The organism is Maribacter algae, from assembly GCF_047345745.1.
Lineage (GTDB): Bacteria > Bacteroidota > Bacteroidia > Flavobacteriales > Flavobacteriaceae > Maribacter.
The window spans coordinates 617,488-641,996 of the sequence record NZ_JBLFES010000001.1 but is presented as its reverse complement, the minus strand read 5'-3'; the positions used below and the strand labels follow the sequence as shown (position 1 = coordinate 641,996).

Below are 24,509 nucleotides of genomic sequence, written 5' to 3'. Positions count from 1 at the left end.
CTTCTAAATATTTAAAGATACAAATCTATTCAGGGGCTCTTTTAAATAACCGACGAATAGCACTTAAGCGATGCTAAAAACTTCCTTTTTGTAGACCAAAATATTCAGCCCCATTTGTGTGGTATTTAACATCCTTAACTGGCAATGTAACCTCACAGGTAAAAAGGTGCCATTTCTACTTCTAGCTTCGTCTAAAATTTAATTTTTCATGATGAAGCATTTTCCAAATTCTTATTTTTCAGTAGTCCCTAAAAAGAGTTCAAAGTTCCTTTTTATATCGATTTTCATATTGTTCTCCTTTTCTAGTTTTGCCCAAAAAGGAGCCATTTCAGGTTCTGTATTGGATAAAACTACACAAGAACCTATTCCATATGCCAATGTTATTCTGAAATCGGGCAATAACATCGTTACAGGCGGAATCACTACTGAAAATGGTAGTTTCAGTATCGAAGATGTCATATTTGGAACCTATAATTTTGAAGTCCAGTTTATTGGCTACAAGACTGAGACCCAAACACTAACCCTAGACAAAGACCATAAAAAACTAAGCTTAGGAGCTATAGGTATTGAAGAAGATGCGGTGGCATTGGAAGCTGTCGAAGTAACGGCGGAACGCTCTACCATAGAACAAAAAATTGATAGAAAAGTTATCAATGTTGGTAAAGACCTCACTACAGCTGGAGCATCTGCCAGTGATATTATGGGGAACATACCATCGGTCAGTATTACCCAAGATGGAGATTTGTCTTTACGGGGTAATGAAAATGTACGTGTACTCGTAGATGGCAAACCCACTAACATTAGTTCTCGTGAGCTTTTGCAACAAATACCTTCTACCTCTATAAAAACCATCGAACTGATTACCAATCCATCAGCAAAATATAATCCTGAGGGAATGAGTGGAATCATTAATATCACGCTAAAAAAGAATACCAATTTAGGGTTCAATGGTTCTGTAAACACTGGATTTACCTATGGAGAACGTGCGCGATATAATAATTCCCTTAGCCTAAACTATAGAAATGGAAAAGCGAATTTTTACGGGAGCTATGGAAACAGATTTGGAGAGGGAGTGACCAACGGATTCATTAACAGAACCGTAGAACGTACAGGGCAAGATATTTTAAGTGTTGCGGACCGTACATCGCACTTGTTCAAATTTGGAGTTGATTATTATATCAATGATAAGAACACTTTATCTGTCTACACCAACCAGAATTTTTTTGATGCAATTTTAGATGCTGAGCGAAACATTTCATTTTTAAACACTCCGGATGCCAATTTCAATCAATTTGATTTGACCGATAGGGATAATACAAATGCATCTTATAATGTAGATTTTAAGCATGATTTTTCAAAAGAAGGCCATTCCATTGAACTGGAAGTTGATTATAACACCTTAAAAAGCGATACCAATAACGATTTTGATTTCACTGAAAATACACCCTTGGCAAACTATGATGAGTTTATTGATGATACCCGAACCAACACCACAATAAATCTGGATTATGTGAATCCACTTTCGGATAATGCAACTTTAGAAATTGGCTTGGAAACCCGTTTGAGACGTACAGAAAACACATATACTACTGACCGGATTGATTTTAGTAATTCAGATTTTAGATATGACCGTGATATCCATTCTTTTTACACCACTTTTAGCCAAAGTTTAGGTAAATGGCAATACAATCTCGGAATACGCTTAGAAGATTATAATGTAGATACACAATTCAACGAAGTTTCAGAGGCGCCATTTAATTTTACCGATAAGCTTTTTAATATTTATCCTTCGGGCTTTTTAAAATATAGCCCTAGTGAGGAAAGTAAAAACTCGTATCAGGTAAGTTTTAGCCGAAGGATTGACCGCCCTTCTTTAAATCAGATTAACCCCATACGGCAGTTAAGCACACCTCAACTCATTCTTTCGGGAAACCCAAGTTTGGTGCCTCAATTTACCAATTCCATAGAACTCAACTATAGTAGAAAACTCGAAAAAGGCAATTTCACATTTGGCGGTTTTTATAGAAGAATCAATGACGAAATCAACAGACGAGGGTTTTTTGATGAAGACAACCCTACGGTCTTGATTGTTGACTACGATAACTTTGACAGTAATGATGCCTATGGCTTGGAGTTATCCGCAAGTTACCGGCCTACCAATTGGTGGAGCCTTAACGGAAGTTTTGATGTGTATTCTAGAACCCAAAAAGGTTTTATCGAGGGAGAAAGCGTAGAAGTGAAAAATACGCTTATGAATACTAAGCTGAATAACAGTTTTAAAGCCACAAAGGACCTCACCTTTCAATTATTTACGTTTTACAGTGGAAGGCAAAGTGTTTTACAATATGATTTAAAGGATAATTTCTTTATGAATGCCGGTGCACGCTACAATTTTGCCAAAGGTAAAGGAACACTAAGTCTAAATTTCAACGATATATTCAGAACGCAGCGCTTTGCCTTTGAAACCTTTAGAACCATCATTCAGGAGGGACAGTTTAAAACAGATTCCCGTTCCGTGTATTTAGGTTTGGCATACCGTTTAGGTAGTGGAAAAAATAAAAGTATAAAGCGTAAAAAAAGAGATAAAAATGAGAAGGCGGATAAACTTTTGTAGAGAATATCTTCTTAAGAATTTGGATTAGTGTTTTTAAGATGCTCCTTGTTCATCGCATTATGCCTTGGGCAGGGAGTTTTTATGTAATTAGATTTTTTGATTAGGTGGCTCAAAAGCGCTACCAATCTGGTGTATAAATTAAAAATTCTACAGGTATATCCGCTTTCTCATACTTCACATTGTTATCTTCATCTCCAAAAATTCTAAATACTCATCAGTACTTTTCTTTAATCTATTTTTTATAAACCCACCGCCTTGAACAGTTTCTAAATAGGTGCTGTCCTTGACCTTTATACTTAAAACAGAAACTCGCTCATATATTTTTTGGCGTGTTAATGAATTTATAGACCTCATTGTTGGAATTTCGTTTCATTGTGAACTTACAGCAAATAAATCGCTTGCGTCCAAAACTGTTTCGATAAGATACACAACTGGCTATTAGTAATATCAGTATCAGAATTACACCTATTTTCAGTTTAAAATAAACACAAAGACCATCCAAATAGCTTAGATGTTCTTTTAACTTGTTATACCAATTTCTGAGGCTATAGTGCCTGTAGGGAATCTAGCTTCTTTTTTGAAAGTTCGTAGGTTTTTTTTAGACTTTCGCTATTCCTAAAATATTCCCCATAAGTAAAAGCTTTTTCAATAGACTTTACTGTTTTGTCATAAAGTTTATTGTTGTAATAAACAATATGTTCAAACTCGGCAAAATAGATGTCATTTTTAGTATTTGCACCATATTTTTTGGCCTTTTCCAAATACTCTAATGCTCCTTCTTTATCTCCTTTCCAGGCAAGTACTGCAGACATAAATTCATACCCTTTAGGAAGATTGGGAATCAATTCGGTACTTTTTTTATAGCATTCAAATGCCTCATCCAATTCATCATTATAATAGTATGCCATACCTAAAGACCAAATAGCAGCAGCGCTATCAGGATACATATCTACCACTTTCTGAAAATACTTTTTTGCTTTATCATAATCTTCTTCAACTAAAAGAGAATACTCCGCTTGCATGATATCTCGTTCTGATTTTAGATTCGATTTTTTAGATAGTTCAAACGCTTTGGTTACTTTTTCTTTATATTTTTCTGGGTCTTGTTCATAAAACCCTCCCATTAAAAATCCACTTGGATAATTGGGATCTAACTCCTGAACTTTTGCAGCTTTCCTTTCAAACTCGTCCTTATCTCCATAGAAATAGAAGTTTGCTGACAGATCATTAAAAAGTTGATGTACTTCGGGAACTTTTGAATCTACAGCGAGGGTGAACCCATGCGTATTCAAATCTTTTGGAGCGTATTTTTCAACAAACTCGTCTTCAATTTCTCGATCTGTTTTCTGGGTTTGACAACTTAATAAATTGGCTGCTGCTAACAATACAACCATATACTTTTTACTTCTCATATCTAACATTTTAGTTTTTAATTTTACTCAATAAGTCCTTCATTTTTATTGCATGAGCCTCTGAGACCCTTAGTTGCCGTTCATCGGTCCAATTTTCAGGATTAGTCTTTACATAATCTATTGCTGTTTTAAGGGTTTGCAAAGCTCCTTTGTACTGTTTTCTCTTTGTTAATAAATCGATTTTGAGGTCGTAATACCACGATACTTTTCTTAAATCGATTGCTCTGTTAATCAACTTTAGGGCAGTTTCCAATTCTGTATTTAGGAAGTAGTAATAGTCAGCTCCTGTTGCAAGTAAATCTGAATCCGTGACTTTACCTGATAAGTATTCTTCTTTGACCATTTGCATCAGACGCTTATCGGTTTGTGTCTTGATTTGGAAAGTCACGCGGGTATTTTCCCAAGAAATATTCAATTCTGCATTGGCGGCTACTAAATCAATATCAAGGGTAAATGACTCATAATACCTGTTAGATATGTTGGCTTTTGTTTTAAAACGAATTACATTTTTGGTTTCGTCATAACCTTCCAATCCATAAATAGTTGCATCGTTATTCAGAATTATGGTCCACTCTTGTCTATTTGGAATGGTGAACAATGAATACTGTCCCGCCGGTATTACAGTATCATCTATTACTACAGCATCATCAAATTTGATTTTTGTGCCATTCCCAGCTCCTGTTCGCCATAGTGTTCCAAAGGGTACAAGTTCTCCAAAAATGGTACGGCCCCTTGCTATGGGTCGCTCGTAAGCTATTGAAATTTCGGTAATCCCAACTTTTTGTTCAATACTTCCCAACGGACTTAGTGATGGGAATTCTGTTTGAGCTACCATCCCAAAGGTGGAAAGCGTAAGTAATAATATTATACAATCTTTCATGCTCCTATGTTATTAATTCTAAACTGTTTTGTAGTAAGTTATATTGGTAAAATATACAGATGTAATAGCTTTTGTAATTAAATTTTAAGGGACTATAGCACACTGATACCTTGTAAGCTTCCTGCGAATTCTATGTTATTTTACGATTGCTTCTATTTCATGTTGGAAATAAATTCAAAAGCGTTTTTTATATCGGTAGCTTGAAGCAACACTTCTTTTGTGTTTTCATCCTCTCCACCAGAGGATACCAACCCGACAATTTTTCCTTTGTTGTCCACTACGGGTGCTCCGCTTAAGCCTCCCATACTATTTGGACCATTTATTTGTATCAAACTATGGAAATTTCCTTTCGTGGTATCGAATTTGTATTCATACATGCGCTGCGAACCAACCGTATCTTTATACGTCCAGCCTATTGCGTACAGGTGTTCTCCTTTTTTTAGCGGTTTTTTTCTAAAGGATAAAGGAGTATAATCTGTTTTGTTTTCTTTCACCGAGAAAACCAACCAATCTTCATAAGTATCCCAGTTAGTATCCATATAATCCCAGGTAAGAGAATCTTTTCTATTGGCATTCAATAGTTTGTCGGCAACTATAAATTTTGTGCTATCATTCTTCGGGTGCATTTTCCATTGTTTTAAACCTCCTTCAAAATCAACAAATTTCATAGCGTCGGTTTTAGCTATCATTAAAATATGCTTTGCGGTGATAGCATAAGTATTCCCCTCATGCGCAACCAAGAAACTGTTCGATGCATTTGAATTGTCAAAAGACGAATCCTGATAAGAAACATTATTTATTAGAGCAATAGGGGTGTTGTTCAATTTTTTTGTTGATGAACAACTTATTAGTATTAACGTAATAACTGTTACTACTATCATATTCTTAAATTTCAAAATATCTGTAAATGTCATTTTAATGTATTGGGTTGCTAATTAATATATATCCAGTACTTACTTAGTTCTTCTGAAGATTGATTTCTATTTGTTTATTGAAAGAATATTTTCTTTAGTAAACCCATTATTGAACTTAATGTGGGTTAGCGTTTGTGTTATGCTCGGTGATTGAACATAGGCACCTTTTGCATCAGGCAAAAAGTAGTTTCGGTTTACTGCTATTTTTTGACCTTCTATAGCCTCATATTCATATTCAGCCAAAATTACAGGTGCGTTAATACCCAGAAAAGGAAGTGAGAAATAAAACCGGTCTATTAGCTGTGTTTCCTGATTTATGTAAAGGATATAAATATCATTCTTTTCTTTTTCGGTTACTTTAGCATCATAGGTGATTTCTAGCTTTTTGTAGTCAATACCATTATAAGCTTCTTTGCCTAAATATTTTGTAATTGTACCAGGGTCATTTAATTTGTAAGGCATAACAAACCAAAAGTAATTGGCACGTCTCACGAATTGACCAACTGAAATAGTTTGTTCATTGACAACAGTTTTCCCATTAAGCGTAAGGGTTGTTTTTTCACCATCAAAAAGATGTGTCACAATCCCTCCATCATTTGGCATGGTATTTATTTCGTGCCGGGTATAGTGGCCAAATGAGATTTCAGCATCAAATAGGTAACGTTCTGTAGAGATATCAGCTTTACCTTGCGGAACGGTATATTCATAATGGTATTCCACATCATTTTTACTGCGCAGATGATTCCATCCACCATGAGCAGCTTCCACAGCGGCGAGTATATCTTTAGGGTTTGTAAAGTCAATCTTAGAATTCTCAACTTGCTTTTCCGCCACCACTTGCTTATCAGCTTGTTTACATCCGATTAGGGTCGTTGAAATTAGTAAAGCTATCAAAAAGGACTTTCGCTGTGTCATTGATTACAGATTGTTTTGAAGCCGAAAAATAGAACAATTCAGTTCTCGGTTTTGTTGGAGTGGCTATGCACTGCATAAGTGTAGCTAGAAAGTTGACAAGTGTAGACGAACTTAAAAAAGACCCGTTTTCCGTAAAGCCTCTAAAAAATCTTGTTTATAAGTTCTACCGATTGGAAGGATATTACCTTTTACGAAAACTTGATTTCCAAACACTTTTTCTATCTGATTTAGGTTAACCATATAGGAACGATGTATTCTTTTAAAACTAAACGGATTCAATTTCTCCGTCCAATTATTCAAGCTATCTAAAACTAACACTTCTTTTTCTTGCGTCACAACGTTAACGTAGTCTATCTCGGCTTTCAAATAAAGAATATCTTCAATGGCAGTTTTGTATATGGTTTTATCAGCATAGAGAAACACCTGATTTTTCTTGTCTTTTTCGTGTTGTTCCAACAGAGAACGCGCCCTAGCAAGTGATTTATAAAAGCGTTCATACGAAAAAGGCTTTACCAGATAATCCGTTACCGCTTCTTCAAAAGCTTCAATAGCATAATTAGGATAGGCGGTTGTTACGATAACCAGTGGTGGATTTTGCAAGGTTTTTAAAAAGGATAGTCCGCTTAACTCGGGCAACTGAATATCCAAAAATAAGATGTCTGCTTCTTGCAATTGTTTTGGAGGAACATCCAATCCGCTTTCATAAGAACCCAGGCATTTTAGAAAAGGAGTCTTTACAATGTAAGCCTCTAGTATTTCTACCGCAGATTGCTCGTCCTCTAAAATCACACATTGAATCATAACTGCATTTCTAATTTCACATTAAATACCTGTTTTTCTTCTCTTACTTCCAATGTGTGATTTTCAGGATATAATAGCTGTAATCTATTCTCGGTGTTCTTTATCCCGACACCACTTTCCTTCCAATCCACATTAATTTCTTCAACTGCTTTATCATTAAATGGATTCTTGCAGAGAAAGCTTAGCTTTTTGTTTTGCAGCTTTATGTTAATATCAATTTTGTGCCCTTCTCCTTTTAAGATACTTGTGTATTTGAAGGCATTTTCTACAAAACCGATACATAACAAAGGTGCAATTTGCTGTGTTTCATCATCTATGTTGGTGGAAAAATTTACAATCACTTTCTTCGACAATCGTTCTTTTTGTAGATGCACATAATCCTTTAAGTGTTGTATCTCCTGTTCAATAGTAACAAACTCCTTTTGGCCCTCATGCAGCATATATCTAAATCCATCAGAAAGCTTTAAAATCAATTCAGGTGTTTTATCATCTTTTCTAAGCGCATTCGCATAGATGGTGTTTAGCGTATTGAACAAAAAATGCGGATTCACCTGCGCCTTAAGCGCTCGTATTTCGGCTTGTTGTTTTTCTTGCGTAAGTTGATGTATTTCCAGCTGTCTTTTATAACTTTTTTTAATGATGAAAATGGTGAAAAAGACAAAGCCGAATGCAATATAAGTTAATGATTGGGAAACAAAATTTATCCAAAAATCATGTGAATTAGAGTGAAAATAATTGTCGGTATGCCCATATCCCAAGACATTAAGTGCGAAGACAACAAGTACAACTGGCAGATATTTTAGTTGCTGCTTCTTAGGGAAATACCATGCATATAAAAAATATGATATTGTCATCTTAAAGAACAGCGAATTTAGCTCATGCAAAAATGACATGGGGTATCCACCTTCTCTCCCCATATACTTCATATAAGGATAAAACAATACCACGCACCAGAGAAGCCCATGAAAATAGGGTTCCATTTTAATGAACTTCTGATAGGTATTTTGGTTTTCCAAGAGTTACAAATTACGCCCTATTCGTATGAAATCACAATATCTTTAAAAGCGGCCTTGGCAAAAATGACTTTTTCTCCAGTAGTACCGCTTATCCTAAAAATCAATCTGCCTTTTTGATAGGGGTCAGTATCTTCTTCATCAAAAAAAGTTTTTCCATTCAGCTTGAACCATAATCGGTTTTCTTTTTTTCCAATTTCGATATCGTACCATTGACCGACTTCCATTATATTTTCCTCCAGTCTTTCATTAAAACCTCTGGAACTGGGCGGTATATTCTTGAAAAAGAAAGGTGTGATACCGTGCGAGCGATTATTTATAGTCAAGTTGTAATGTTTCATATTACTTCGCCAGTCCCATACTTCTCGCGGGGTAGCTGAAATTGGAGGGACTGAAAAAGTGCCTTCATCACCTTCTTGCAAGACCGAAAATAAGGTAATCAACACGGTTGATTCCGATAGTGCCTTTACTTTATACGTAAGTGTAAAATCAGTCTCATATTCTTTAGGGCTTATTAAAAAATACCCATCTGAGCCTTCGGTTTCCTCAACAATTAGCATATCATCCTGTGCGGTAGTTTTACCTTTATCAAAAGTTTGCCATGTAGCCAATTCTTCAGGTGTTATTTCTTCTTTATTGTTTTGTCCACAGCTAAAAACCATGCTGCTTAACATGGTAATAAGCGCTATCTGTATTCTTGTTTTCATAAATAGTGATTTAGAAGTTAGTCCGTTGTACCACCGTATTGGTAGTTTCTGTTCTTTCTGTTTCTTGTTTTTCCTTTATTTTGGAATAGCTTGTAGCTCGCGCTTAAAAGAAAGCCAAAGGTTTGTGATTGAAAACGCCATACTTCATTCTGTTTTGCGTTTTGGGTAACAGCGGTTCTATACATTAAATTATTATCCAGCAGGTCAACAATACGCAAGTTCATAGCCAGCCTATTTTCCAGGAGCTTTAGCCTAATCGCGACGTCTATTCGATTTCTGGGTTCAATAAAATCGAAGGCGTTTTGTGTTTTAAAATTCTGTCGATAGGAAATGTCAGCACTTAAGGCCTTGTTTATCTTAAAGGTGTTTTTAAAAATCAGATTAGAAGAATATAACTCGTCCCAACTCAGAAAAATGTCTTGGTTTATGGTAGTGTGATAGTAGTTGGCGGAGAGTTGACTGTTCCAAAAATTTGTTAGCTTATAACTCATATTTACCTCCACACCATAGGAGTGTTTTTCACCTATGTTGTCAAAAACGTTGCGCAGAACTCCTTCGGCATCAATATCCTGCAAACGCTCTATGACGTCAGTTCTGTATCTATAAAAGAGAGCGGCAGAAGCACTTAATTTGTTTCCGCTATATTGGTAATTGGCTTCAATATTGTTACTGAATTCTGGCCGTAGACCTGGGTTGGCGACCCATTCAAAATATTGATTTCTAGCTTGAAAAGGATTGATGTTTCTGAAATTGGGACGAGTAACCCTTCTACTGTACCCCAAACTTAATGTGTTCATCTCATTGATTGTATAGGATATATGAAGGGAGGGGAACAAGTTGGAAAACTTTAAATCTGTGGTTTGGCTATTGGAAAGATTAATAGAATTAGATACGAGGTTTTCATATCTAAGCCCCACCTGATAAGTTACTTTTCCCGAGGTAACGTTTGTAAGTCCGTACAATCCCAACAATGATTCATCGTACTTAAAAACATCAAACGATTCTGAAGCTCTGGCCAGGTTGGTAAAAAGAGAGCTGGTTAAGTTTCTACTGTTCCAAGAACCTCCTGCTTCTACTAAAATTTTTTCTGTTAGCGGTAAGGAATAGTCTAATGCAATAGCATTAAGAATATTATCGTTTCTGCGTTCTTCGTTGAAAAGGAAGACATCTTCTTCAAAATCAATTGCGGGTAAAAGATTATCGTTATTGGAAAACTGATAATCAAATTCTAAAAAGTGATTCTCTCCTGTAAACTTTGTCCTATAATTGACATTAAAATTGCTGGTTTTATGGTCATGTGAAGAATTACGGGTATATACATAATCTTCTCTATCGGTCATATTGCTATAAAAGGTATCGTTAAAAAATCCATGAAAGTCCTTAGTGTAATCCAATCCGATGGAGAGTTCATTATTCTCATTAATGAAAAAATCCAATCCTGTATCTAATCTTCTTGATAACCCATAAAAATCATGAGGCGCAAAAAAGTCTCTGCTATTCCCATTTTCATACAGTTGAGAAATGTTCTGTTTACTGTTCATGCCCCTGCCGGTTTGTGAAAGGTTCCACCTAAAATTTATCCAAGAAAGATTGTAGTTGCCGTCGATTCCGTAATTATAGCGCATGGTGCCGACCCCCGCATTTAAGTTTGTGTTTAAACCTTGGGCGCTATTCTTTTTGAGTATTACATTGATGATACCTGAAAGTCCATCGGCTTGATTTTTAGCCGATGGTGAAGTAATTATTTCTACACGTTGTACGGAAGAAGCAGGCAGTTGCTCCAGGAGTTCGGTGGGATTCATACTGGATGGTTTACCATTTACTAAAAGTCGTACATTACCGCTTCCCCGAAGGGATAGACTTCCTGTACCCAAATCGGTCTGTATTTCCGTGATTTGGTCAAAAGCTTCCAATGTGGTTGCTCCGGCTTGTTGCAAGTCCGCGCCGAGATTGATGATTTTCCGGTCAATTTTTAGTTGCGAAGTAGTTTGCTCCCCTTGCACAACTACTTCGTCCAGAGCTGTAACGGATGGTTTAAGGATAAACCTAATATTCTTGGGGTTTTCTATTTCTGAAAATTGAACTATGGTATTTTCATACCCGATAAAACTTACCTCAAAATGAGTGAAATCTTCTTTTATTTTTAGTTTGAATTGTCCATTCTCGTTAGTCGTAGTTCCATTCACCAGAACATTGTTGTTATAGATGGCAACAGTCGCGAAAGGTATGGTCTCACTAGAATTAGCATCTATTACTACACCTAGGTAATTGTCATTTTGAGCCTTTACGAAAGAACTAGTTAAACCAAAAAACAGCCATAGAGTTAATAAACGCATTTACCTTTACTTTCCAGCAAATGTGTTAGTTTATTGGGTTACTGGGAATTTTATTCTGTTAGTGCATCCGTTTGGTCTGTTAATGACAGCTAAAAATCATTATACTTTAACTTGCGGATTTTTAAGTTGGTGACAACTCAATTCACATGCTGGTTTTATGTTATATTTCATAGTCTTCTAAAACGAAGGTTTTTAAGGACGCGTTACGAAACAATACTTCTAATTTTTTAGAGTCCCAAATTCTTACCGCTAACTTTTGCGCATGGTTCCTGTTGGGTTTTTGTAGCGTCCCGATAGGTAAGCGTAAAACAAAAATCCAATAGGGCGCAACCTACTTTTTTCTTGTTTATTACATTTTGAGAGTATTCTAAGTTTAGTAGCGAAGCGGATAAAGTTTGAATAGCAAGAGGACAACACGCTAAAGCGATGTTGTGAAGGTTGATTTCTCCACTTAGACCTTATTTTTACAGGGGTTTTACGGAAATTGGTAATATTTCTAATATTGAAATTTTACTGTAAAAACGCTGAAAACCCCAGTAAACATGGAAAAAGTTTACTGTAAAACTTTAAAATTACCAATAAAAATTTTTATACCTCGCAAAAAGAAAGGATGAAGCTTGGTAAGGATTTGGGACTTGCAGCACGAAACTTCGTTTCGCTCGCCCTGTTCTTGGTAACTATGTATTTTCCCTTTTGCGACCTTCGGGAGAAAAAGCAAGATTGTCATGACAATGACACATCTTGAATTAAACGAAATTAAAATTTCATTTAATGTTATAAGTCTATTTCATATCGCGTACTCCGACCCCCACCAATAGATTTAAAAACACGATTTGCAACCAAGTCCTTTAAATCTCTCGTAGCGGTTGCTTTTGATGTACTAGCAATGGAAACATACTTTCGAGCATTCATACCACCTTCAAAACCTTGATGTCCTTCATCCAACATTCTACGGACAACTTTTTGTTGTCTTTCATTAAGTTCATTTTTATGCTTGTCAAAGAACTTTGTTTTCTTTAAAGTGAATTCAATTTCCTGTTCAGCATCAATTTGGGCATCTAAAACTGTTTTAACAAAGTAGTTTATCCAATCAGTGATTTCATTTGAGCGTTGCGCGACTTTCAAAGCATCATAATACTTGTTTTTATTGCTTTCGATGGATTTGGAAAGACTGAACAGCACGGTACGACCCATACTTTGCGATAAGGCTTTTTCTGCAATAGCTCTACCTATTCTACCATTACCATCTTCAAAGGGGTGTATGGTTTCAAAATAAAGATGTGCGATAGCCGACCTTATGATTGGTTTTTTGATGCTATTTTGGGATTCATTGAACCATGCGATGAACTTGCCCATTTCAGAAGAAACACTATTTGAAGGGGGAGCCTCAAAATGAACTATTTCTCTTCCGATTGCCCCAGAAACTATTTGCATAGGTTCTTCATGCGAACGCCATTGGCCAATTTGTATTCCTTTACTACCTTTCATGAGCATTATATGCCAATCAAATAAAATCTTTTTGGTAAGCGGAGCTTTAAAATGTTTACGGATGGCAAGCATTAACTCAGCTACCCCTTCCACTCTTTTATCTTTGGATACGGGAAGCTGAGGGTTTAACCCCAAATTTCTTCTGATAGAAGACATTACATCTTTTCGGCTCAAGTACTCGCCTTCAATCTCAGAGGTTTTGATAGCTTCAGAAACCATTAAGTTTATCATGGCATCTGATTTCTCTGATTCTGAAAAACCATCCAAAACTCCACTGATACGACCTGTGCGTTGCGCAAAATCATAGAGTAAGTCTTCAATACCATCAGTTTCATATTGAAAATTGGGCCAGTCCTTTAGTTGCCAATTGTATTTCATGAGCCGATTAGAAGTATTATTCGGCTCAAAAATAATAAAAATATGAGTTGAATAAAAGAATTATTTGGCTCACAAATTTGTGCTACTTTTGAAATAGCTCAAGAGAAAGAACTTTTTCTACACTTTTCGAACAAAAATTTACTTAAAAAATACAACGTAAAACCATCATTTATAGATGTTTTTATGATTTAAAATGAATAGGGAGTTAAAATATAGTCTAGAAAAATTGGAAATGCTTGACAGCACCAACCAAAGTTCTGGATTGGTTCTCATTAACGAAATTAAATCAAATAAAAACTTACCTCCTGAAGAATTCATTGCATTAGAAAACGCAGATAAATACAAAGCCCAATATGTCTACTTTAGAAGGTTTGAAAACCGACCTTCAGTACCTCAAGTATACCTCTATGACTATACAGATCAATTGGACATAGATGAAAAAGAACTAACAAACCTACATAAGAAGTTGTATAGTTCAGGTTTAGTGCCAATGTTCTTCATTTTTACTAAACAAGATGTTCGGATATTCAATTGTTTCGACCGTCCTGCTGAGGGAAAGAATCTTAAATATACCCCTCTAACAGTTATAAAACTTGCTTCAAATTTATCGGAAACGATTGATAGTAAGTCCCAAGAGGAATTCAAAGCGTTTTCAGGGAAGTCGTTTGACAATGGAACGTTTTGGGAAAATTCAAAATACAGCGCACGGTTTAAGTTTAGTAATAGCGCCTATGAAAAATTGCTGACCGAACTTAAACAAGCGTTAAAAGATATAATTGACCAAGAAATTTTACCGGATAATTTTGCTCGTAAAATTATGGTTATTTCCATCCTCATTAAGTACCTAGAAGAACGTGAGGATGAACATGGAAATAAAGTCTTCCCAGAAGGTTTCTTTTCTCGTTTTGCGAAAAATGCTTCAAAGTTCACTGAAGTTTTTAACAAAACGGGGGGCTATTTGGAATTGCTCGACTATCTGGCGAAGCACTTTAACGGAGGTATTTTTCAACTTGAAAATAACGAGCGTGAATTTATAACTAATCGAGATTTATCAAGATTTGGTCAGTTTTTAGATGGAGAGACAGAAGGAATCCAACTTGTATTCTGGAGACTTTATTCATTCAATGATTTGCCTGTTGAATTAATCAGCAATATCTATGAAGAATTTTTAGGTAAGCAACCTGGGGTTGTTTACACCCCTCCATACCTTGTAAATTTCTTGCTTGATGAAGCTATGCCTTTAAGCAATGAAGAAACAGATTTTAAAATACTTGATCCTGCTTGTGGCTCTGGAGTTTTTCTCGTTGGAGCGTATCGTAGATTAATTCATAGGTGGAGAAAAAAGAATAACTGGAATTATCCTGATTTAAAAACCTTAAAGAAGTTATTGCTAGAGAATATTTATGGCGTTGAACTTAAAAAAGAAGCCGCTGACCTGACAGTTTTCAGTTTGAGTTTGGCTTTGTGCGATGAACTCACTCCATTGCAAATTTGGAAAGATCTTCGATTTGATGATCTTCACAAAGAGAATATTCTTCATGATGACTTTTTCAATGTTATTTCTGATAAGAAACTACAAAAGCAATTTGACTTAATTATAGGAAATCCTCCATTTGAAGCAAAACTGACAGAGGCAGCTAAAAGAATTGAAATTGTCAAAGGTCGAGAACGGAAAATCTCCATTCTCTCAGATGATAACAAGACAAAAGAACTACCAGTAAAACTTCCTGATAATCAAATCGCTTTACTTTTTCTTGAACAATCAATTGAACTTTGTAAAGAGAAAGGACTTGTATGTCTAATTCAACCTTCTGGACCTTTACTCTACAACAATTCTTCCTTCCGGTTCAGGCAGGTATTGCTAAAGAAGTATAACGTTCCACAGATAATAGATTTTACGCATATCAGTAGAATTCTTTTTGGCAAAAATGGTGATGTAGCGACTGCTGCTATTTTCATTAAGAATGAAAGTTCCAAAGAGAATGGGTTACTTCATCTAACGGTGAGAAGAACAAAGCCTCATAAGGAGAAATTGTACTTTGAGCTAGATACCTATGATTTTCATCATGTTCCATTTAATATGGCTTATAGCGATTCCTTAATCTGGAAATCAAACTTTTTAGGAGGTCATAGACATCATCAAATAATTCAGAGACTTTCTAAGTTACCAACCTTCGGAGATTTCCTGATTAAACAAAAACATGAAAACGGATGGGCATATTCAGAAGGTTTCACCGCTGCCATAAAATCCGACATAAAAAAGTTGGACAAACTAGAATCGGAAAGATTCAATTCATATGATTCAGAAGAATCATATCAAAAGGAATTAAGTAAACTGAAAGCTACTTTTTTAACTGGAAAGAAACATCTACCCGTCGAGGCACTTAGCTCCACGGGGGTTGATGAATCCCTAATTGAAGAGTCATTGAATATACAATACTTTCATAGTAAAGGTGACCCTAAAGTATATGACGCTCCACATTTATTAATTAAGGAAATAATAGAAAGTTCTTCTTTTTCTATTCCAGTTGTGTATCGAAATGATGACTTAGTTTTTAAAAATTCAATTTACGGTATTCATGCTCATACAGAGGAAGCTCTACTTGAGGTTAAAAATCGATTTTCGAACAATCAATTATTTCCATATTATTTAGCTGGAATTAGCGGCAGATTTATGGTTAATAAATCTTCATCTTTATTGGCTACCGATATTAAGAACCTTCCTTATCCTGAAGACCATAAAGAAATTGAATTAAATGATTCAGAAAATATTGTGGTGAAGGACTTCGTTCAATATCTCATTGAATTTAGACGGAATGGAGAAAAATCGAAAATTGCTTTATTGGATGCATCTGAGCAACACCTTTCAGACTTTGGAGATACATTTTGTGATGTATTAAAATCCGTATATAAATCAATAAAAGCTTTTAAACCTTTTGAAACCGATTCTTATATCTGCTTTCCTTTCTATTTTGGAGAGAAACCTGATATTGATTTCAGTGATGCCGAGCAAGCTGAACAATATATAGAAAGTCTTGTACATAAAAATTCAGGAACAAGCTTGAGGTTAACCAGAATTGTAAGACTATATGAAGGAAATGTTATTTATCTAATCAAACCGAAAAAGCTCCGTTATTGGCTAAAATCTATAGCTCTTCGGGATGCAGATGAAACATTTTCAGACTTAAGAAAACAAGGGTTTTAATGTTAGCAGATGCTTCTCAAAATATAAGTAGCGGTCAGCTAACGCATGGAGTCGAATTGGATTCATCAATTACTTCTGTCATTGAATTTATAGAAGTCCACTTTCCGCAATTTCGAGAAAAGGTAGATGGAGAAGTCACTGCTAGTGAAAAATCATTGACTGACAGACTTTGTAAATACTTTAATCGCAATGCGGGAAATTTTCCATTTTATTTTCATCATGAAAATGTTGAAGATTATACGACTGGTAAAAGCCCTCAAGTTGATATTGGTACAGTTTCACGAAGCGAGCAGATAACAATTGGAGATAGAAGTTACAATGAATGGGATTCTTTCTTCTCAATGGAAGCAAAAAGACTCCCGACTCCTGGACAAAACCGTGAAAAAGAATATGTAATTGGACATGATAGACCGAGTGGTGGAATGGAAAGATTCAAAAAACGAATTCATGGCAAAGACCTAAAATATGCCGCAATCATTGGTTATATTCAGGAAAAAGATGGAAATCATTGGTATTTAAAAATCAATGAGTGGATTGATGAGCTTATTTTATCTACGCCAGATTTTTGGAATATGGATGATAAACTAATTGAAAAGGAGAATCCTTCAGGTAATCTCAGGAAATTTATTTCCAAAAATTTTAGGACAGAATTAAATGATGAAAACGACTTTATAAGTTTATTCCATTTCTGGATTGAGCTTATATAATAAATTTTAAGCTAAAAAAATGAGTGATGAAAAAGAAATATTGAGATTACTTGATTTACCCGCCAATAAGCTTTTAAACGAATTTGGCAAAGGTGGCCATATTCCCGGATCAGGCAGTGCTGCTGCGTTGTCAGCCTTAGTTGGATTAGAGTTAGTAAGAACAGTTTGTAAACTTACTCGAAAAAAGCCCCAATATTCTGATGTTCATGCACAAATGAAGTTTATAGAAGAAGAGTTAGAGTCAAAGTATAAACCACAAGTGATTCAGATCTTTTATAACGATTCAATTGAATTCGGTAAAGTATCGGATTTAAGAGTTTTGCGAGATAAGGAAGTGGATAAATCAAAAAAAGAAAAGTTAGGAAGGGAAGCTGCTGAACAACTTCGGAAAGCAACAGAAATACCAATTGAACTTTGTAAAATGTGCTTTAAGTTAATGGAGTATGCAATTGCAATTTTTGATAATGGATATAAAGCAACTAGAGGTGACGCAGGAGTTGCAATAAGCAACTTTCTATCAGCTATTTCAGGAACACTATTCGTTATAATGTTGAACATAAGGGTTGCGAAAAAAAGCAAATGGACAGAAGAAAAGCGTAAAGAGTCTGAACAACTCGGAAATGATTATTTGAAGATTCATAGGGAAGCTTTTAAAAGAGTGGTTGGTCTCTATTCAGAAGGTCTCCCAGATGGGCAGACTAACATCCCTTTTGAGCAGTAGCTATTTTACATCATCACAATAGTTTGCCTAATATAGTCGTAAATGATAAAATACTTTAATGTAAATGGAATTCCATCGGAAGAACCTAAAGGTGAATTTTGGATTTCTCAGTGGCAGAACAGTTTTTCTATAAGTAAAGAAGATAATACTTATGACATTGATTCTAAGCTTATTCAGCTTTCAGACATTGTTATCAAAACTATATTTGGAGGCACTCAAAATTTTTACAGTAAGCTTCCTTTTTTTTCATCTATATACCCATTTGGAGGTATTGACGCAGAAATAAAGTTATCGAAGAAAGATTTTGAGAAATGGATTAATCAGGAAGCTTCAAAAGAAACATATCAAGTCCTTTACTATTATGATATGCAAAATATAATTGGATTTTTGCAGAACTTAGTTCAAGAATCAAAGTTTCTTTTTTGTGATTTTTATAAAACATTTAATGAAAACTCCTTTCTACTTATTGAAAAGCCGATTCAACCAAACGGAATATTTTATGCCGCTGGGCAACACATTATAGAGCCATTTTCTAAGATAAATCATCTTTTCATTAATCTTGTTAGTCAACTTGACATTATTACTAAGATTACTTTTGAGTTTGAAAATATGCAACTTGATTTTACTGGATATCCCAAACTGAAGTCTAGCAAGGTACTCTATGGAGATGCAAAAAAAATTAGCTCAATTGATTTTAAAGACACAGTCTTTGAAAAAACAAAGGACATTCAGTTAATCTTAAACATTAGGAATGAAATAGTGCATAACGCTTCATTAGAAAATATACCTAAAGTCTACCAAGTATTTGAAAAAAATAGAATGATTGAAAAATTTATACTTATACCAGATACTACAAATGGAAATTTCGACACCTACAAGAACAGAAAAAGATTTTTTGGACAGGACACAAAATTAAATGAATTGCTTCCAAGACTAATTGCAGAATTTTGGAAAAGAATGGAAGTCACTATTGACAAACTGACTTTTTCGGTGACCTGAATCAATCAAATTATGTTAAACTTTGTTAAAAGGTGAGCCTTGCGGTGCGCCCAGAAAACGACCCTTTGGCAAGCCTTTGAAACAAGGTGTTTTCAAGAAAAGTTCGAGTCCCGTCCAGACCGCTAAAAATTGTTCAAAATTTCAAAAAAAAAAGCCTGTAAATCAATGATTTACAGGCTTTTTAATTTATTTGATGCCAAAAAATAACATTTAAAACCATAAAAAAAGTACCTATTTCGATGCCTCTTTTTCTGCACAGGGAAACTGATGGGGGAAATTCGCGATTGGACAACGGTATGTCCGGAACTATTTCCATTGCTATGGCATCTTTGTCAAGTACTTTATAAATAGACAATGGGATTTGTATGCGGTTATACAAATATCGGTAGCCCTATCTTTCAATTCAAATTTAAAAGACAAGATGACTTCTTCCTTAAATTTATTGATAGCGTTGTTGTTTTGGAATTGATTGTTTTATGTATTGTTTTAGATTATTATCAGATACCGTTCAAAAACTACTGTAGAGTTAGTTGTTAGTTAAATATTAATGTTTTAATTATACCAAATCCCGAATCTCTTCCAAAGATTTCCCTTTGGTTTCAGGTACTTTATACTTGACAAACAAAAATAAAAGGAAGCTTAAAACCCCGTAAAGTACAAAGGCAAATCCACTCATGCTTCCTGTAAATGTATTAAGCAAAACAGGGAAAGTTAATGTAACAATATAATTTGCCAACCAAAGGAAAAAAGTTGCGACTCCAATCCCTAAACTTCTTACTTCATTCGGAAGAATTTCACTTATGATGACCCAAACAATAGGTCCGGCTGAAATAGAGAAAAAAGCGATGTACGATAAAATCAATAGAAGAATTACAATTGGGTTTTTAACATCCATAGAAAATGAAACTCCCAAAGCACAGAGCGAAAAAGCCATACCAATAGCACCGTAAGTCAGTAATTTTTTTCGCCCCACTTTATCTACTAAAAACATGGCAATTATTGTAAATAAAGACATAATGACACCTATGCTCAAGGATTGAAAAATAGCCCCAGACGATCCTAAACCTATGCTTTTAAATATATTTGGAGCGTAATACATTACAATATTTATCCCTGAAACTTGCTGAAGCACCGCTAACACTATGGCAATAAAAGTGAACTTTTTATATCGGTTGCCGAATAGTTTTTTCACACCATCTACAAACGACAATTTCTCATCAGCTTCGTTATTAATGTCGCTTTCAATTTCGTTCTGTATTTGTTGAGCATTTTCTTTACCATTAATTTTTTCTAATACTTTTAATGCCTTTGCGTTTTTTTTATGTACTATAAGCCAGCGTGGACTTTCGGGAACAAAAAACATAAAAATTAAGAATAAGAATGCTGGTATAGCTTCTACTCCCAGCATCCAACGCCAATTAATAGTTTCAGGAAGGTTGTCTAAAAAGTAATTTGAAAAAAACGCCACCGTAATTCCTAAAACAATGGTGAGTTGGTTAAGGGAAACCATTTTGCCCCTGACTTTCGCAGGACTAACTTCTGCAATATAATTTGGCGATAACATTGACGCGCCGCCAACCCCTAAACCTCCTATTAATCGAAAAATTATGAAAGAAGAAAGCGAAGTGGCTAAGGCGCTTCCTACTGCAGAGATTAAAAATAGTATGGCAGTAATTATTAACATAGGTTTTCGTCCGTATCTATCGCTAGGTGCTCCAAAAAATATGCCCCCTAGCGCGCATCCAATCAACATACTACTAACGGTAAAGCCAAATGCCCATTCGTTTAATTCAAAATAGGGCTGTATGTAAAGGTTTGCTCCAGAAATTACAGCAGTATCAAAACCAAATAAAAAACCACCAAGTGCGGTAGCAAAACTTATAAGTGTTAAAAATCTAAAATTCATATGTATTAATAAATGATCGTAACATCAACGAAGTGTACTTTTTGGCATTCCAAAAATGATAAATTATCAATAATATTTGGAATCGTGAATGTAAGCAATTATTTTCGTACTGGTACGAACCAGTATGTTTTATGAAAACAAAAGTTGAAAAAATAGAAGGTAATTTGGAAAATCAAATCCTATCGGGATCGCTTTCCAAAGGAGACCAAATACCTTCTTTAAACTTTATAAAAACAAAAAATAAAGTTTCACGAGATACTGTTGTTCGCGCTTATAAAAATTTGGTTCACAGAGGAATTTTGACTGCAAAACCAGGTAAAGGGTATTTTGTATCTGAAGAAAATTGGACGATTAAGAAAAATGTTTTTTTGTTTCTTGATGAACTTTCAGAATACAAAAACTCACTTGTAAAGTCTATTGAAGCTAATTTAGGAGGTAAAGCCAATTGCCATATTTTTTTTCATCATTATAATGAAGTGGTTTTTAAAAATCAAATACAAGCAGCTATAGGAAATTATACCAACTATGTAATAAGTCCATTTCCAAATTCTAAAACGGTTAGTGAAATGCTGCATTTAATTCCGAAAAATCAACTCATACTTATAGATAGGCACGACCAACAAGAGGACAGTTATAAGTTTGTTGGTCAAGAGTATAAAGAAGATATTGTAAGATGTCTTAACGATCTGGGAGAGAACATAAAAAAGTATCAGGATTTTCAATTTATTTTTCCAAGAAATTCATTCCACCCTATAGAATTGAAAGAAGGCTTTTCAGATTTTTGCAAGGGTAAAGCAATTTCTTTCAAAATTCATTCTGAATTTAAAAATTTAAAAAAAGGTGATGCTTACTTGGTCATAGAAGATGAAGACCTTGCTTTAATTGTAGAAAAAGCAAAAGAAAAGCATTTAACACTAGGTAAAGACATTGGACTAATTTCTTATAATGAAACACGTTTAAAAGCTTTGATCGCTAATGGAATTACTACTATTTCTGCCGATTTTCATGAAATGGGGAGACATTTGGCATCTATGATTTACGCTACTGAAAACATACAGATAATACATAGCGGTGCAAGATTAATAAAACGGAATTCATTCTAAAACCAAGAGGAGATGAGGCAAATTAATTCAATAATCAATGGAAAAGTTACACAAGAAAACATACTATTCTACAATGAATACGGCTTTTTGGTAGCACCAAATCTATTGAATAAAAAGAGTATTGATGAACTCAACGATGATGCCGTTAAAATTGTGACGGGGAAATCTGGAGAAATCGAAGGTGTTTTACCGGTCGAAGTAAATGATACAATAGAAGACACACTTAAACGTTATGCAGCCATACATTTTCCGCATAAAGTTTCCGATGTAATGAAAAAACATGCCAGCTGTGATGAAATTGCTGAGGTACTCTCAAAAATTGTCAGTCCTAATGTAAAATGCCTACAAACAATGCTTTTTATGAAAGCACCCGGTAAAAAAGGGCAATCATGGCATCAGGACGAATACTTTATACCTACCCGAGATAAATCACTTATAGGCGCGTGGATAGCCTTAGAAGATGCAGATGAAGAAAATGGCTGTCTTTGGGTAATTCCTAAATCGCATAAAGAAGGCTATATCAGAAAGCGTATCCCGAACGAGAATCCAAATTTTGCCGATGTTGATAGGGCCGATATTAAGCCATATACCGAAAAAGATATGATTAAAGTAGAGGTTACTGAAGGTAGTGTTATCTTTTTTCACGGGTATTTGTTACATATGTCTTTGGCCAATAGGTCCAATAGTCGCTTTCGTAGAGCATTAGTAGGGCATTATAGTAGTGCAGAAACGATGTTGCCTTGGGACCAGGATGGAAGATTAGACTTTACACACGACAACAGAGATATTTTTATGGTTGCAGGTAAAGATCCTTATGCACATAAGGGAACAGTAGATTTATCCAAGCCATTTGTGCGCCCCGACGTGATGGATTTTAATACAGAAGCCTCACGTAAAAGACTACAGAGAGAAGGCTAACATTTAAATCTTATTTCAAAATAAAAACTATGAGGGTGAAATTTTTCTGTCCCTATTGGGGGAACGAACATTTGGATTATAAAGTTTTTCTGGAAAAAATTAAGGAAGCAGGTTACGACGGTACAGAAATTATTCTTCCATACGACGAAAATCAAAAAGAAATCATAGTAAACGAAGCTGAAAAATTAGGCTTGGAAATCATTGCTTTATGGGGCGGTGTCATAGTAGGAGATTTTGACCAAAGTATACAAACTTATGAAGCCCACCTGCGAAATGCGTGCTCTATAAATCCGAAATTTGTAAATATTCAAACAGGTAAAGACCATTATACTTTTGAAGAAAATATGGCGTTTCTAAATTTGGCTAAAGCTATAAGTGAAGAAACAAATGTTAAGGTAATTCATGAAACACACAGGGGAAAATTTAGCTTTGCCGCGCATATCATACGAGAGTATTTAGAAAAAAATAAAGATTTAAGAATTACTGCCGATTTTTCGCATTGGTGTAATGTTTCTGAATCGCTTCTCGAAGACCAGCAGCACCATGTGGCATTAGCAATAACTAGAACCGATCACTTGCACGCTCGAGTAGGTTTTTCTGAAGGACCGCAAATTCCCGACCCTCGTACTCCTGAATGGAAATATGCCCTGGAGGCACATTTAACTTGGTGGGATGCCATTATCGAATTAAAAAAATCCCAAGATAACACTGAATTTACCATTTCCCCCGAATTTGGTCCTTTTCCATACATGACTATGATGCCGTTTACAGGCCTGCCAATTACCTCTCAATGGGATGTTAATTTATACATGAAAGGTTTTTTAAACGATAGGTATAATTAAAAAATCATTTCAAACAATTTTATAATAATTGGCATCCAGAACTTCATTGAATGCTAAACCTAAGCAAAAGTTCGCTTAAAAAAGACCCTTTCGCAGGTCCTAGATAAAAAGCGTTTCAGGAACAGTACTCCCGAAAATTCTGGGCTGTCCAGATTGCTTAAAACATCCAACTTTAGTTGAAGGTTTTTTTGGTTAATGTTTAAATGTTTTCCAATTCCGATATTCTACGAAGAACATCCAAGTGCTTTAATCCCATATTTTTTTCGTTTTGTCCTTTCCAAGGAAAGTATACACTTTCTACAAGCGGTCAATATTTCTGACTAAGTGTTCAAAATGGTTCGTTAACCGATGAATTCTTGTCGTTTTTCGAATTACATCATAAGTTTTAAAAACAAGTAGAATCTTTGTCGAACAAATTATAAAGACCTATTTATGAAAACAGTATTACTACTTAAAGAAATTTATAGCGACGGTTTCCGAAACATAGGAAACTATGTAGTCCGAAACTATTTTAAAGCTTTTGCTTGGTTTACCCTTGCGATGTTCAGCGTTGTGCTCTACGCATTTGCCTATAGATTGTTTACAGGATTTGTTATTGCTTAAGAAATTTAATAATGGAATTAAAGTTAAATTATGAGAAAGTGTTTACT

19 protein-coding genes are annotated in these 24,509 nt (G+C 35.0%); 9 read left to right on the top strand and 10 right to left on the bottom strand.

Going from position 1 to position 24,509, the window contains the following annotated elements; translation table 11 throughout:
• The first annotated feature begins 208 nt into the window (after positions 1 to 208).
• Positions 209 to 2,614: a TonB-dependent receptor gene (locus ACKWBX_RS02815; RefSeq protein ID WP_413967125.1), complete on the top strand. Its 2,406-nt coding sequence runs from the start codon at positions 209 to 211 to the stop codon at positions 2,612 to 2,614.
• 545 nt (positions 2,615 to 3,159) lie between these two features.
• On the opposite strand, the gene ACKWBX_RS02810 is transcribed toward ACKWBX_RS02815, so the two are convergent.
• From ACKWBX_RS02810 to ACKWBX_RS02770, 9 genes are all read right to left on the bottom strand, one after another.
• On the bottom strand, positions 3,160 to 4,026 hold the full coding sequence (locus ACKWBX_RS02810) for a tetratricopeptide repeat protein (protein WP_413967124.1): 867 nt from the start codon (positions 4,024 to 4,026) through the stop codon (positions 3,160 to 3,162).
• A 10-nt stretch (positions 4,027 to 4,036) separates the two neighbouring features.
• The gene (locus ACKWBX_RS02805) at positions 4,037 to 4,906 is read right to left on the bottom strand and encodes a DUF2911 domain-containing protein (protein WP_413967123.1); all 870 of its coding nucleotides are present in this window, start codon (positions 4,904 to 4,906) and stop codon (positions 4,037 to 4,039) included.
• Positions 4,907 to 5,058: 152 nt separating this feature from the next.
• Positions 5,059 to 5,787: a trypsin-like peptidase domain-containing protein gene (locus ACKWBX_RS02800; protein ID WP_413967122.1), complete on the bottom strand. Its 729-nt coding sequence runs from the start codon at positions 5,785 to 5,787 to the stop codon at positions 5,059 to 5,061.
• 99 nt (positions 5,788 to 5,886) lie between these two features.
• A complete protein-coding gene (locus ACKWBX_RS02795; RefSeq protein WP_413967121.1) occupies positions 5,887 to 6,735 on the bottom strand; it encodes a DUF6503 family protein in 849 nt (282 codons plus the stop codon).
• Between the two features lie 111 nt (positions 6,736 to 6,846).
• A complete protein-coding gene (locus ACKWBX_RS02790; protein WP_413967120.1) occupies positions 6,847 to 7,536 on the bottom strand; it encodes a LytR/AlgR family response regulator transcription factor in 690 nt (229 codons plus the stop codon).
• Positions 7,533 to 8,516, bottom strand: a complete 984-nt coding sequence (locus ACKWBX_RS02785; RefSeq protein ID WP_413967119.1) for a sensor histidine kinase — start codon at positions 8,514 to 8,516, stop codon at positions 7,533 to 7,535. Before ACKWBX_RS02785 ends, ACKWBX_RS02790 begins: the two co-directional genes overlap by 4 nt.
• Before the next feature lie 53 nt (positions 8,517 to 8,569).
• Complete coding sequence (locus ACKWBX_RS02780; protein ID WP_413967118.1) at positions 8,570 to 9,256, bottom strand: family 16 glycoside hydrolase; 687 nt, start codon at positions 9,254 to 9,256, stop codon at positions 8,570 to 8,572.
• Between the two features lie 17 nt (positions 9,257 to 9,273).
• On the bottom strand, positions 9,274 to 11,592 hold the full coding sequence (locus ACKWBX_RS02775; protein WP_413967117.1) for a TonB-dependent receptor: 2,319 nt from the start codon (positions 11,590 to 11,592) through the stop codon (positions 9,274 to 9,276).
• Positions 11,593 to 12,366: 774 nt separating this feature from the next.
• Positions 12,367 to 13,458: a Fic family protein gene (locus tag ACKWBX_RS02770; protein WP_413967116.1), complete on the bottom strand. Its 1,092-nt coding sequence runs from the start codon at positions 13,456 to 13,458 to the stop codon at positions 12,367 to 12,369.
• Positions 13,459 to 13,651: 193 nt separating this feature from the next.
• Here ACKWBX_RS02770 and ACKWBX_RS02765 point away from each other — a divergent pair, with 193 nt between their 5' ends.
• Genes ACKWBX_RS02765 through ACKWBX_RS02750 form a run of 4 tightly spaced genes read left to right on the top strand, consistent with a single transcriptional unit; the run spans position 13,652 to position 19,090 of the window.
• Positions 13,652 to 16,663, top strand: coding sequence for an HsdM family class I SAM-dependent methyltransferase (locus ACKWBX_RS02765; protein WP_413967115.1), 3,012 nt, complete (start codon positions 13,652 to 13,654; stop codon positions 16,661 to 16,663).
• Positions 16,663 to 17,370, top strand: coding sequence for a hypothetical protein (locus tag ACKWBX_RS02760; protein WP_413967114.1), 708 nt, complete (start codon positions 16,663 to 16,665; stop codon positions 17,368 to 17,370). The genes ACKWBX_RS02765 and ACKWBX_RS02760 overlap by 1 nt, the downstream gene beginning before the upstream one ends.
• Positions 17,371 to 17,389: 19 nt before the next feature.
• Positions 17,390 to 18,091, top strand: coding sequence for a cyclodeaminase/cyclohydrolase family protein (locus ACKWBX_RS02755; protein WP_413967113.1), 702 nt, complete (start codon positions 17,390 to 17,392; stop codon positions 18,089 to 18,091).
• Between the two features lie 42 nt (positions 18,092 to 18,133).
• Positions 18,134 to 19,090 carry a hypothetical protein gene (locus tag ACKWBX_RS02750; RefSeq protein ID WP_413967112.1) on the top strand — a complete coding sequence of 319 codons (957 nt, stop codon included), beginning with the start codon at positions 18,134 to 18,136 and terminating at the stop codon, positions 19,088 to 19,090.
• A gap of 556 nt (positions 19,091 to 19,646) precedes the next feature.
• On the opposite strand, the gene ACKWBX_RS02745 is transcribed toward ACKWBX_RS02750, so the two are convergent.
• Positions 19,647 to 20,996 (bottom strand): sugar porter family MFS transporter, encoded by a 1,350-nt coding sequence (locus tag ACKWBX_RS02745; protein WP_413967111.1) that lies wholly within the window; start codon positions 20,994 to 20,996, stop codon positions 19,647 to 19,649.
• Between the two features lie 131 nt (positions 20,997 to 21,127).
• On the opposite strand from ACKWBX_RS02745, the gene ACKWBX_RS02740 reads away from it, so the two are divergent.
• The 4 genes from ACKWBX_RS02740 to ACKWBX_RS02725 all read left to right on the top strand — a co-directional run bounded on the left by ACKWBX_RS02740 (position 21,128) and on the right by ACKWBX_RS02725 (position 24,462).
• Positions 21,128 to 22,099 carry a GntR family transcriptional regulator gene (locus ACKWBX_RS02740; protein WP_413967110.1) on the top strand — a complete coding sequence of 324 codons (972 nt, stop codon included), beginning with the start codon at positions 21,128 to 21,130 and terminating at the stop codon, positions 22,097 to 22,099.
• Positions 22,100 to 22,111: 12 nt separating this feature from the next.
• Entirely contained in the window at positions 22,112 to 23,017 is a 906-nt protein-coding gene (locus ACKWBX_RS02735; RefSeq protein ID WP_413967109.1) for a phytanoyl-CoA dioxygenase family protein, read from the top strand.
• 71 nt (positions 23,018 to 23,088) lie between these two features.
• Positions 23,089 to 23,859 carry a sugar phosphate isomerase/epimerase family protein gene (locus tag ACKWBX_RS02730; RefSeq protein WP_413967108.1) on the top strand — a complete coding sequence of 257 codons (771 nt, stop codon included), beginning with the start codon at positions 23,089 to 23,091 and terminating at the stop codon, positions 23,857 to 23,859.
• 432 nt (positions 23,860 to 24,291) lie between these two features.
• The gene (locus ACKWBX_RS02725; RefSeq protein ID WP_413967107.1) at positions 24,292 to 24,462 is read left to right on the top strand and encodes a DUF6747 family protein; all 171 of its coding nucleotides are present in this window, start codon (positions 24,292 to 24,294) and stop codon (positions 24,460 to 24,462) included.
• Positions 24,463 to 24,509 lie beyond the last annotated feature (47 nt).